At 66.5% G+C, this 10135-nt stretch carries 11 protein-coding genes; all 11 read right to left on the bottom strand.

From position 1 onward, the window contains the following. Nucleotides 1-92 precede the first annotated feature (92 nt). Nucleotides 93-2315 carry a catalase/peroxidase HPI gene (katG, locus tag GV790_RS28260; RefSeq protein ID WP_163817795.1) on the bottom strand — a complete coding sequence of 741 codons (2223 nt, stop codon included), beginning with the start codon at nt 2313-2315 and terminating at the stop codon, nt 93-95. 36 nt (nt 2316-2351) lie between these two features. Continuing rightward, nucleotides 2352-2789, bottom strand: a complete 438-nt coding sequence (locus tag GV790_RS28255; RefSeq protein WP_163817793.1) for a Fur family transcriptional regulator — start codon at nt 2787-2789, stop codon at nt 2352-2354. A gap of 105 nt (nt 2790-2894) precedes the next feature. Continuing rightward, the gene (locus tag GV790_RS28250; protein ID WP_163817791.1) at nt 2895-3806 is read right to left on the bottom strand and encodes an RNA polymerase sigma-70 factor; all 912 of its coding nucleotides are present in this window, start codon (nt 3804-3806) and stop codon (nt 2895-2897) included. A 610-nt stretch (nt 3807-4416) separates the two neighbouring features. Continuing rightward, nucleotides 4417-4851 carry a hypothetical protein gene (locus GV790_RS28245; RefSeq protein WP_163817799.1) on the bottom strand — a complete coding sequence of 145 codons (435 nt, stop codon included), beginning with the start codon at nt 4849-4851 and terminating at the stop codon, nt 4417-4419. Between the two features lie 139 nt (nt 4852-4990). Further along, nucleotides 4991-5233, bottom strand: a complete 243-nt coding sequence (locus GV790_RS28240) for a hypothetical protein (RefSeq protein ID WP_163817789.1) — start codon at nt 5231-5233, stop codon at nt 4991-4993. Continuing rightward, nucleotides 5230-5886, bottom strand: coding sequence for an RNA polymerase sigma factor (locus GV790_RS28235; protein ID WP_163817788.1), 657 nt, complete (start codon nt 5884-5886; stop codon nt 5230-5232). Before GV790_RS28235 ends, GV790_RS28240 begins: the two co-directional genes overlap by 4 nt. Further along, nucleotides 5883-6014 (bottom strand): hypothetical protein, encoded by a 132-nt coding sequence (locus tag GV790_RS31455; RefSeq protein WP_256673584.1) that lies wholly within the window; start codon nt 6012-6014, stop codon nt 5883-5885. Before GV790_RS31455 ends, GV790_RS28235 begins: the two co-directional genes overlap by 4 nt. Before the next feature lie 200 nt (nt 6015-6214). Then, nucleotides 6215-8605, bottom strand: coding sequence for an ATP-binding cassette domain-containing protein (locus GV790_RS28225; RefSeq protein WP_163817784.1), 2391 nt, complete (start codon nt 8603-8605; stop codon nt 6215-6217). Between the two features lie 145 nt (nt 8606-8750). After that, the gene (locus GV790_RS28220) at nt 8751-9167 is read right to left on the bottom strand and encodes a VOC family protein (RefSeq protein WP_163817782.1); all 417 of its coding nucleotides are present in this window, start codon (nt 9165-9167) and stop codon (nt 8751-8753) included. A 5-nt stretch (nt 9168-9172) separates the two neighbouring features. Further along, nucleotides 9173-9616 (bottom strand): helix-turn-helix transcriptional regulator, encoded by a 444-nt coding sequence (locus tag GV790_RS28215; protein ID WP_081597397.1) that lies wholly within the window; start codon nt 9614-9616, stop codon nt 9173-9175. Between the two features lie 195 nt (nt 9617-9811). Further along, nucleotides 9812-10135, bottom strand: a 324-nt coding sequence (locus GV790_RS28210) for a glycerol-3-phosphate dehydrogenase C-terminal domain-containing protein (RefSeq protein ID WP_306043406.1), incomplete at its 5' end; no start/stop codon positions are given.

The following is a 10135-nucleotide window of genomic DNA, read 5'->3' as shown; positions in this document are numbered from 1 at the left end:
CTACGACGACCTCGCCATGCGCGTGCACCTGGCCGGATGCGGCGCATGCGCCGAAGAGGCAGCGGCCCTGCACGATTTGCTCGCCGCCCTACTCACTTCAGATCGAACCGATCCGCATTCATCACCTTGTTCCACGCCGCCACGAAATCGGCGACGAACTTCTCCTTCGCGTCATCGGTGGCATACACCTCCGCCAACGCCCGCAACTGCGAATTCGAACCGAACACCAGATCCACCCGGCTCGCCGTCCACTTCGGCGCACCCGACACCCGATCCTTACCGACATAGGTGCCGTCGTCGGCCTCCGACTTCTCCCACCTCGTACCCATATCGAGCAGATTCACGAAGAAGTCGTTGGTCAGCGCACCCGGCGCCGAACTCAGCACACCCAACGGCGACTGCTGATAATTCGCACCCAACATGCGCAAACCACCGACCAGCACCGTCATCTCCGGCGCCGTCAAACCCAGCAGATTCGCCTTGTCGACCAGCAGATGCTCGGCCGCCAGCAGATTGCCCTTGCCGTAATAGTTGCGGAACCCGTCCGCGCTGGGCTCGAGGACGGCGAACGACTCCACATCGGTCTGCTCCTGCGTGGCATCGGTCCGCCCCGGCGTGAACGGAACCAACACCGGCACCCCGGCGTCCTTGGCCGCCGCCTCGACCGCCGCACAACCGCCCAGCACCACCAGATCCGCGAACGACACCCGCTTGTTCCCGCTCTGACCGGAATTGAACGACTCCTGAACGCCCTCGAGCACACGCACCACCTGCGCCAACTCATCGGGCTCGTTGACCTCCCAGCCACGCTGCGGCTGCAACCGGATCCGGCCGCCATTGGCGCCACCACGCTTATCGGTGCCACGGAACGACGACGCCGCCGCCCACGCCGTCGACACCAACTGCGCCACCGACAGACCCGACGACAAGATCTGCGACTTCAACGCCGCGATATCCTCGGCGTCGATCAACTCGTGATCGACCTCCGGCACCGGGTCCTGCCACAACTGCGGCTCCGGCACCCACGGACCCAGATACCGCGACACCGGACCCATATCGCGGTGCAGCAGCTTGTACCAGGCCTTGGCGAACTCCTCGGTCAACTCCTCCGGATGCTCCAGCCAGCGACGCGTGATCTGCTCGTACACCGGATCCATCCGCAACGACAGATCCGTCGTCAACATCACCGGCGGATGCGACTTCGACGGATCGTGCGCATCCGGCACCGCGTCCGCGGACGCACCATCCTTCGGAATCCACTGCCACGCACCGGCCGGGCTCTTGGTCATTTCCCACTCATGACCGTAGAGCGTCTCCAGGAACGTGTTGTCCCACTTCGTCGGCGTCGGCGTCCACGTACCCTCCAGACCACTGGTGATCGCATGCGCGCCCACACCAGTGCCGAAACTGTTCTTCCACCCCAGACCCTGATCCTCGAGCGGCGCCCCCTCCGGCTCCGGACCCACACCGTCCGCCGGACCCGCACCATGGGTCTTGCCGAAGGTGTGACCACCCACGATCAACGCCGCGGTCTCCACATCGTTCATCGCCATCCGGGCGAACGTCTCCCGGATATCGCGCGCCGCGGCCACCGGATCCGGCACACCGTTCGGGCCTTCGGGATTCACATAGATCAAACCCATCTGCACCGCCGCATACGGTTTGGCCAGCTCCCGATCACCGCTGTAGCGCTCATCGCCGAGCCAGGTATCCTCCGGACCCCAGAACACCTGATCCGGCTCCCAGATGTCCTCCCGACCGAACGCGAAACCGAAGGTCGGCAAACCCATCGACTCCAACGCACAGTTACCGGCGAACACCAGCAGATCCGCCCACGACAACTTCCGGCCGTACTTCTGCTTGATCGGCCACAACAACCGGCGCGCCTTGTCCAAGCTCGCGTTATCGGGCCAGCTGTTCAGCGGAGCGAACCGCTGGGCGCCCTCACCACCGCCACCGCGACCATCCGCGATCCGATAGGTTCCCGCCGCATGCCAGCTCATCCGGATGAACAACGGACCATAGTGGCCGTAATCGGCCGGCCACCAGTCCTGCGAGGTCGTCATCACCTCGAACACATCGCGTTTGACCGCCTCGACATCCAACGACGCGAACTCACGCGCATAGTCGAAATCGGGTCCGAACGGATTCGACAACTCCGAATGCTGGTGCAGCACTTGCAGATCCACCTGATCCGGCCACCAGTCACGATTGGACCGCGGCCGGCTCGCCTTCGGGGTGGGCGAGGGGATTACCGGGTTCTCGCTCTCACTGACACTGGCAGTGTTCTCACTGGTAGGTGGCTTGTCAGACACGACGTTCCTTTCGAGGAGGGGTGAACCGGGCTGTGATCACCCGTGTGAGGGCATGGACGACGAGCATTCGGGGCACACGCCCCAATAAATGACCTCGGCCTCATCGAGTACGAAACCGTTGTCATCGGACGCGGTCAGGCACGGCGCCGCACCGACCGCGCACTCCACATCGGCGATCGCGCCACAGCCGCGGCACACCACATGATGATGGTTGTCACCGACCCGGGTCTCATACCGCGCGACCGACCCCATCGGCTGGATCCGGCGCAGCAAACCCGCCGCCGTCAAGGCACGCAGCACGTCGTACACCGCCTGATGAGAGACCGCGCCCAACGTCTGGCGCACCGATCGCAGAATCGAATCGGTATCGGAGTGGGGATGTTCGTGCACGGCCGACAGCACCGCCACGCGCGGCGCCGTCACACGCAGTGCAGCACCACGGAGCATGCGCTCGAAGTCCGAGGTGGTGGACACATTCAGAAGTATTACCCATTCAAGTGTCCGCCGTGCGGGGTTTGCGATACCGGATTTCCCGTCCGAGCCGACGGGCGCAGGGGAGCGGTGCCGGGCGGCAGGCGCTCAGCGACTCACCGCGACCACACGCTCCATTCGCGACAACTTCTCCGGATTGCGCACCGCGTACATACCGGTGATCAGCCCGTCGTCGATCCGCAGCGACAACACGCTGTCCAGTTCGCCGTCCAGTCGCAGCACACCCGCGGGCCTGCCATTGACCAGCGTGAGCTCGAACGACGCTACCGGACCCACCCGTTTCCAGCCGTGCATCAGCAACTTCGCCACCGGCAGCGCACCCACCACCGGCCGCGGCAACGCCTGCTTGATGCCGCCGCCGTCGCCGAGCAGCACCACCTCCGGCGCCAGCACATCCAGCAGCGCCTGCACATCACCGGTGTGCAGCGCCCGCTGGAACGCCACGAGCGCACTGCGGGTCTCATCCGCCGACACGGGCCCACGCGGGCGACGCGCCGCCACATGCTCACGCGCGCGGTGGGCGATCTGGCGCACCGCGGCCTGGCTCTTGTCGACGGCCTCGGCGATCTCGTCGTAGCCGAGGGCGAAGACCTCACGCAGGACGAACACTGCCCGCTCGACCGGCGCCAGCGTCTCCAGGACCAGCAGCATCGCCATCGACACGCTGTCGGCCAACTCGACGTCCTCGGCAACGTCGGGGGAGGTCAGCAGCGGTTCAGGCAGCCACGGGCCGACATAGGATTCGCGGCGGCGCCCGAGTGTGCGCAGCCGGGTCAATGCCTGCCGGGTGGTGATGCGCACCAGATAGGCCCGCCGGTCCCGCACCGTCGGCAGATCGACCTCGGCCCACCGCAGCCACGTCTCCTGCAACACATCCTCGGCATCGGCCGCCGAACCGAGCAACTCGTAGGCCACGGTGAACAGCAGATTGCGGTGCGCGAGAAAGGTCTCGGTGGCAGCATCCACCCGGCCACCCACATTTCCCGGTGCACTGTCCATCCGTCACTCCTGTCCGCTGATCGGCCCGTGTGTCACTCAACTAGACGCCGCGGGCCGTCGATCTGTGACACACGGTGACGATAGCGACCGGCTCGGAGGGGATGGCCCTGATCCCGACTAGTTGACGTAATGTTGATTATCGGTAGTTCTACGGCGCGGCCGGAAGGGGCGGATCAGCTCCGACTGCCGCGCTGAAGATGACGTTTATGAGCAGGTGCCCGCCGAGGTCCGGTCCGCGCCCGCGAAGGGTCACTGCTCGACAATGCATGCACTCGTCGTCTGTATGCAGTTGCTGTCGTTCTTGGCACGCGCAGCCTGCGACGGCGTTATGTCAGGTCGCGGCGCTGTGGTGTGTGGTCGTTCGGATCTCTGTGGGCCGCCCCGTGCGAGGCCGGAGGCAAAGCACCGCCTGTGGAGCGCGGCATCGCGTGCCGATGTGCGCGAAGTGCCTACTCGACGGACGATATCGCGCCGAGCTCGCACCACATTGTCGGGCAGGGCTCGGTTCGGCCCACTCCCCTGATGCAACAGAACCCCTCCCTATATTCGTCACTGTGACGAATATAGGGAGGGGTTCTCCGTCGCCGTGCCGTCTACTTGCGGCCGGATATCACGATTGCCGGGTAGGCAGTCCATTCGGATAGGCCCACGCCAGGCGGCTCAGGACCAGGGCCGCGGCCATCAGGCCGAAGTCGCGCAGAGCGATATCGCCATAGCCGCCGACGATCAGCAGGTTGACGATGATCCCGCCGAGCCAGGCCGCGACGAGCGGCGCACCCAGGCGCGGGAACACGAGCACGGCGATCCCGGCGACGATTTCGATCACCCCGACGATGTTCATCGCAGTGGCCGCATCGCCGGGAACGAGGTCGTTCACGAATCCAGCGAGGTAACGAGTCCAGTCATCGGTGAGAACGTTTGCGAATTTGTCGAGCCCGAACAGGATGGGCAGTACGCCGAATCCGAGCCGCAAGGCCCAGAACGCTTGATAGCCGGGTTCGGTGAGGCCGGCGGTGTGCTGGGTGCTGGTGGCTTGCGCAGTCATTCGTTTCTCCTGATAACGATGCGAGGGACGACCGGCCCCGGTGGGGTGCGCTCGGGTTCCTGCCGAGCGCAACCGGTCCACACTGTTAGTGGCGGTGGCGGGGCCGGTCTTACCTGCGAGCGGCGAAGTTTTCGCGCCGCTACTGCCGCGGTTCGTGATGGCCGGCGAGCAAATCGTGCAGGGCCGCTGCCTCTTCGGCGCATGCGCCGCATCCGGCCAGGTGCACGCGCATGGCGAGGTCGTCGTAGCTCGGGTCGGCGATGCGGCGTTCGACGTATTCGTCGATCCGCTCGAAGCATTCGTCGCAGGACAGGTAGGGGCTGGTATCGGCCAGCAGTGCGGCGATGATGTCGGCGCCGGGGCCGGTGTGCGGATCGGTCATGGGATGCTCCGATCGGTGCGGGTGTCGAGATGTCCGCTGGCGATGAGGGCGGTTCGCAGCCGGCGACGGGCGTCGTGCAGGGTTTTGTAGAGGGCGTTGCGGGTGCTGCCGAGACGTTCGGCCAGCACGTCGATCGGCACCTGCTCCACCACCAGGGCCAGCAGGATGCGCCGTTGATGCGGGGTGAGCTCGCCGACGATGGCGGCTTCTACCGCGCGGCCGAGTTCGGTGGCGTCGAAGACGGCGTCCGGCGTGGGCGATCTGTCGGCGATCGATGTCAGGGCGTCGGGCAGCAGTATTTCCCGGTGCCGCCAGGCCTGGCGGCGTACCGCGACTCCGGCGTGGTGTACGCCGAATTTGTAGGCCCAGGTGGTGAATCGGCTGCGGCCTTGGAAGGTCGGGAGTTGGCGCAATACGGCGATCACGGCGTCGTCGGCGCATTGTTGGGCGAGATCTTCGAGTTCGTCGGCGCCTGCACCGGTCAGCAGGTGGCGTAGCCGCCAGATCTGGTGGCGGGTGGCGCGTAGCAGGACTTCGCGCAGGCGGGCGATGGCGTGGTGGCCGGCGGGGCCGTCGTCGGTGAGATCGGTCAGCCATTCCTGATCGGTCTGTGGGCGGGTGGCGTCGGCGGTGGTGGGGTTGACGGTGCTCACGGCGGGGTCTCGATTCCTGGCATCGGCGCGAGGATGCGCACCGCCAGTTCCGGTGTGCAGCCCTGGTCGACGAGTTGGGCCAGCGCGAGGAGGTCGATGGTGGGATCGGAGGCCACGGTGTCAGCCAACCACGGCGGGAATCCGGACGCCACCAGCCATCGTCTGCGCCAGTCGCGGATGTCGGTCGATGGGCACCGTGGTCGGGGCGGGTCGGGGTGTGGGCGCGTGGAAGTGGCCATGCCCTATTGGTGTCGCTCGACGGGCGAGTCTTACCTCGGCGCCCGCCGTCGGGTATCGGGTGTTCGGACGGCGGGCGGCGATGGGTGGGTCAGGCTCCCACGTAGTCGGCGAGGTGTTCGCCGGTGAGGGTGGAGCGGTCGGCGACGAGGTCGGCGGGGGTGCCTTCGAAGACGACTTTGCCGCCGTCGTGGCCTGCGCCGGGGCCGAGGTCGATGATCCAGTCGGCGTGGGCCATCACGGCTTGGTGGTGTTCGATGACGATGACGGTTTTGCCGGCGTCGACGAGCCGGTCGAGCAGGCCGAGCAGGTTGTCGACGTCGGCGAGGTGCAGGCCGGTGGTGGGTTCGTCGAGGATGTAGACCCCGCCCTTCTCCCCCATGTGGGTGGCCAGTTTGAGGCGTTGGCGTTCGCCGCCGGACAGGGTGGTCAGTGGTTGCCCGATGGTGAGGTAGCCGAGGCCGACGTCGGCGAGGCGTTGCAGGATCTTGTGTGCGGCGGGGGTGCGGGCTTCGCCGGAGCCGAAGAATTCTTCGGCTTCGGCGACGGGCATGGCGAGGACTTCGCTGATGTCGCGGCCGCCGAGTTTGTAGTCGAGCACTTCGGCGAGGAATCGTTTGCCCTCGCATTCCTCGCAGGGGGTTTCCATGGTGGCCATCATGCCGAGGTCGGTGTAGATGACGCCGGCGCCGTTGCAGGCGGGGCAGGCGCCTTCGGAGTTGGCCGAGAACAGTGCGGGTTTGACGCCGTTGGCTTTGGCGAAGGCTTTGCGGATGGGGTCGAGCAGGCCGGTGTAGGTGGCGGGGTTGGAGCGGCGGGAGCCTTTGATGGCGCCTTGGTCGATGACGACGACGCCGTCGCGGCGGGCGAGGTTGCCGTGGATGAGGGAGCTCTTGCCGGAGCCGGCGACGCCGGTGACGACGGTGAGTACGCCGGTGGGGATGTCGACGTCGACGTCGACGAGGTTGTTCTGGTTCGCGCCGCGGATTTCGAGGGCGCCGTCGGGTGTGCGCACGGTTTCTTTGAGGGTGGCGCGGTAGCCGAGGTGGCGGCCGGTGAGGGTGTCGCTGGCGCGCAGGCCGTCGATATCGCCTTCGTAGCAGACTGTTCCGCCGCCGGTGCCCGCGCCGGGGCCGAGGTCGATGACGTGGTCGGCGATGGCGATGGCTTCGGGTTTGTGTTCGACGACGAGCACGGTGTTGCCTTTGTCGCGCAGCCGCAGCAGCAGGTCGTTCATGCGTTGGATGTCGTGCGGGTGCAGGCCGATGGTGGGTTCGTCGAAGACGTAGGTGACGTCGGTGAGGGCGGAGCCGAGGTGGCGGATCATCTTGGTGCGTTGGGCTTCTCCGCCGGAGAGGGTGCCTGCGGGGCGGTCGAGGGACAGGTAGCCGAGGCCGATTTCGACGAAGCCTTCGAGGGTGTGGCGCAGGGTGGTGAGCAGTGGTGCGACGGAGGGTTCGTCGAGGTCGCGGACCCAGTCGGCGAGGTCGCTGATCTGCATGGCGCAGGCGTCGGCGATGGAGATGCCGTTGATCTTGGAGGAGCGGGCGGCTTCGGTGAGGCGGGTGCCGTCGCATTCGGGGCAGGTGGTGAAGGTGATGGCGCGGTCGACGAAGGCGCGGATGTGGGGTTGCATCGCTTCGCGGTCCTTGGACAGGAACGATTTCTGGATGCGTGGGATGAGGCCTTCGTAGGTGACGTTGACGTTGTCGACCTTGATGCGGGTGGGTTCTTTGTAGAGCAGGTCGTTGAGTTCGCGTTTGGTGTATTTGCGGATGGGTTTGTCGGGGTCGAGGAAGCCGGAGCCCATGAAGATGCGTCCGTACCAGCCGTCCATGCTGTAGCCGGGGATGGTGAGGGCGCCTTCGCGCAGGGATTTGCTGTCGTCGTAGAGCTGGGTGAGGTCGAAGTCGGAGACTTTGCCCATGCCTTCGCAGCGTGGGCACATGCCGCCGGTGATGCTGAAGCTGCGGCGTTCTTTGACGGTGTGCCCGGCTTTTTCGATGGTGACCGCGCCTGCGCCGCTGATGGAGGCGACGTTGAAGGAGAACGCTTGGGGTGAGCCGATGTGGGGTGTGCCGAGGCGGCTGAACAGGATGCGCAGCAGGGCGTTGGCGTCGGTGGCGGTGCCGACGGTGGAGCGGACGTTGGCGCCCATGCGTTCTTGGTCGACGATGATGGCGGTGGTGAGGCCGTCGAGGGCGTCGACGTCGGGGCGGGCGAGGTTGGGCATGAACCCTTGGACGAAGGCGCTGTAGGTTTCGTTGATCATCCGCTGGGATTCGGCGGCGATGGTGGAGAAGACCAGTGAGCTCTTGCCGGAGCCGGAGACGCCGGTGAAGACGGTGAGGCGGCGTTTGGGGATGTCGACGCTGATGTCTTTGAGGTTGTTCTCGCGGGCGCCTTGGACACGGATGGTGTCGTGGCTGTCGGCCAGGGGCAGGGCGGCCGGTGCGGTGTCCTTGGTCGTGGCCGGGCTCATGGTGAGGTCTCCATCTGTTCGCGAACGCGGCCGGTGCGGGCCGAGCGGGTGTTGTGCGTGATCGTATGCGGTGCGCCGGTGGTGGCGTGCCGATTCCCCGCACCGGTGGATGCTGTGTGGTTGCTGCCGGTGCGGGGTCGGTGGGTCAGCTGATCTGCTGGATGCGCAGCAGGTTGCCCGAGGGGTCGCGGATGGCGCAGTCGCGGATGCCGTAGGGCTGGTCGGTGGGTTCCTGGACTACTTCGGCGCCGTTGGCTTGGAGTTGGTCGAAGACGCCGTCGACGTCTTTGGTGGCGAGGTTGAGGCTGGCGTAGGTGCCTTTGGCCATCATTTCGGTGATGGTGCGGCGTTCGTCGTCGGTGACGCCGGGGTCGGCCTCGGGTGGGTAGAGCACGATCGAGGTGGCCGGTTGGTCGGGTGGGCCGACGGTGATCCAGTGCATGCCTTGGTAGCCGACGTCGTTGCGGACTTCGAATCCGAGGACGTCGCGGTAGAAGCCGATGGCGGCTTCTGGGTCGGTGTGCGGTAGGTAGGTTTGGGCGATGGTGAGGTCGTTGGTCATGGTGGTCACGCTAATTGCTGTGGTGAGAGCGGCGCTTCTCGATTCCTGATCGGTCTGGTGACCTTTTTGGCGACGCAGGAGGGCATGCCGTCGGTGTGGGCGGCTTCGCGGCGGTAGGCGCTGGGTGGCATGCCGACGAGTTCGGTGAAGCGGGTGCTGAAGGTGCCGAGGGATTGGCAGCCGACGGCGAAGCAGACTTCGGTGACGCTGAGTTCGCCGGCGCGCAGCAGAGCCATGGCGCGTTCGATGCGGCGGGTCATGAGGTAGGAGTAGGGGGATTCGCCGTAGGCCTGTTTGAACTGGCGGCTGAGGTGGCCTGCGGACATGTGGGCGTCGCGGGCGAGGGCTTCGACGTCGAGGGGTTGGGCGTATTCGCGGTCGATGCGGTCGCGCACGCGCCGGAGCCTGGCCAGGTCGCGCAGATGTTGCTCGGTGGCGGGTGTGCTCACGGTGCTGATGCTGCCATGTGTTCGCGGTGCTGCCCAGCAGTGTGTTCGGGGGTCGGGCCGATGTTGTGTGTTCGGTATTCGGTGACTCCCCTGTCCCCCGGCGCCGCACGCCTCGGGTGGGGGCGCGCGATGCCGGGGTGTCAGCGGGCTGCGCGGGCCCGCAACGAGCCGCCGGTTACCCGGGACAGCAGATGCTCAGGCGTCGACGGGGGTGGCGCGGGAGTCGGGTGCGGTGCGGCGGATGGCGTCGGCGGTGGCGTCGTCGGGTTGGTGTTGGGCGTCGAGTTCGGCGGCGACGCGGGTGGTGTAGCGCTCGATTTCGCGGGCGATGTCGGTGCTGTCCCAGCCGAGGTGGGGTGCGGCGAGGGCGGCGGCTTCGGCGGCGACGGCGGTGCCGCGGTCGGGGGTTTCGATGGACAGGTGGGTGCGGCGGGTGAGGATGTCGTCGAGGTGCAGGGCGCCTTCGTGGGTGACGGCGTAGACGATCTCGGCGCGCAGGTAGGGGGTGGTGCCGAGGGG

Origin of the sequence: Nocardia cyriacigeorgica (assembly GCF_010858045.1) — a bacterium.
Taxonomy (GTDB): Bacteria; Actinomycetota; Actinomycetes; order Mycobacteriales; family Mycobacteriaceae; genus Nocardia; species Nocardia cyriacigeorgica_E.
Note: the sequence above shows the minus strand (reverse complement) of the source record. Positions and strands in the feature narration are given on the sequence as shown.

Bases quoted from the DNA above. Each gene is read 5' to 3' on its own strand.
- GV790_RS28250 (WP_163817791.1), bottom strand. From the start codon at position 3,806: ATGGACAGTGCACCGGGAAATGTGGGTGGCCGGGTGGATGCTGCCACC.
- GV790_RS28220 (WP_163817782.1), bottom strand. From the start codon at position 9,167: ATGACCAACGACCTCACCATCGCCCAAACCTACCTACCGCACACCGAC.
- GV790_RS28240 (WP_163817789.1), bottom strand. From the start codon at position 5,233: ATGACCGATCCGCACACCGGCCCCGGCGCCGACATCATCGCCGCACTG.
- GV790_RS28245 (WP_163817799.1), bottom strand. From the start codon at position 4,851: ATGACTGCGCAAGCCACCAGCACCCAGCACACCGCCGGCCTCACCGAA.
- GV790_RS28225 (WP_163817784.1), bottom strand. From the start codon at position 8,605: ATGAGCCCGGCCACGACCAAGGACACCGCACCGGCCGCCCTGCCCCTG.